General features: G+C 73.3%; 2 protein-coding genes. Both read right to left on the reverse strand.

Going from position 1 to position 1,325, the window contains the following annotated elements; translation table 11 throughout:
* Nucleotides 1-253 (reverse strand): hypothetical protein (locus ABT300_RS44140; protein WP_351688846.1); only part of this gene is annotated, 253 nt, incomplete at its 3' end.
* 215 nt (nucleotides 254-468) lie between these two features.
* On the reverse strand, nucleotides 469-1,325 hold an 857-nt coding region (locus ABT300_RS44145; protein WP_351688848.1), incomplete at its 5' end, for a hypothetical protein.

Below are 1,325 nucleotides of genomic sequence, written 5' to 3' on the forward strand. Positions count from 1 at the left end.
GGTTGGCGTAGCCCGCGCCGGACGTCAGGGGCGGGCAGTTCACGGCCACCACGGTCCGGCCCGTCACATTGCCCAGGTAGAGAGGGTTGCTGTACGAGCCCGCCCCCGCGAGGCGACGGCAGTCGTACCGATAGGTGGCCGCGGCGGCGGACGGAGCGAGCGCCAGTGTCATGGCGGCGGCCGCCGTGGTGGCCGTGACGACTGCGGCGACCTTGCGCAGCGGGCGGGGCGGGACAGTGCTGTGACGCTTCATCGAGTGGTTCAACCCCCTTCGTGAGACCCGGAGTTCGGGCCGTCCGGAAACCTAGCCGAGCGGGGGTGCGGCGGGTGGCGGGTGATCGGTAAGGGAGAGAAACAGATCACGGATGACGCCGGGCGGACTGCCCCTCTTCGTCAGCGGGGCGGATGAGGTCCACGGGACCGCGTTCGGTCACGTCGTATCCCCTGGGCCGTGTGCCTGTGGCCCGGCTAGGAGCGGTGCAGGGTGATGACGGAAGGGGTGCTCGCGTCCCTCTTGACGACGAACAGTTGCGGCTGGTCGACCGTGCCGGCCACCTGCCAGTCGCGGAGGGCGTCGCACTCGGGGATCGTGAGCGTGATGCGGTCCCGCGGTCCGCCGTGGGTCGGGCGGCCGGCCTCGGGCTGCGGCGCGAAGGCCCATGTCCCGGTGCCTGAACACGAGTCCCACGGTCCGGCGTTCTCGTCGACCAACGGCATGTTGTCGCCCAGGGCCACGCCGTTCTCGTCCAACCGCAGCCGGTACGCGCCGCCGCCGCCGATCCAGTCCCCGACGTACCCGCCCCGCTCGAGCCGGGGCGGCTCGTAGGCGTGCCAGCGGGTCCACTCCTGGAGGAGTCCGCCGACCACGGCGAGGAGCAGGGCCGCTGCGGTGACAGCGCCGATCCGAGCCGCCATCGCGCCCCACCTCAGCGAGCGGCGGTGCCCGTACCAGGCCGTTGTCACCGGGAGCAGCCCGGCGCCCGCGATCCAGGCCACGGTCCACCCGACGGGGACGTCCCACACCGAGACGGCCCACGCCATGTGCGCCGCGGTGACCGCAGCGGCCCCGAGCGCCGCTCGCAGCGCAGCCGACGGCACAGCCGCCAGGAGCCGGGCCAGCGCCATGGCGGGCGCGGTGAACAGCAGCCAGTGCAGGTACCCGGCGAGGATCACGAGGAAGAGCACTCGGGGGGCCCAGGCGAGGGCGCCGCCCGCGAAACCGACGCCGTGGTCGTCGCGCATGCCGGCGGTGGCGAGGAAGACCGCTCCCGCGACGACGAGCTGCGCCATGAAGGCCAGTTCCGCCCCGGTCGCCAGGTGCGACC

The sequence above is a fragment of the Streptomyces sp. NPDC001027 genome (assembly GCF_040299045.1).
Lineage (GTDB): Bacteria > Actinomycetota > Actinomycetes > Streptomycetales > Streptomycetaceae > Streptomyces.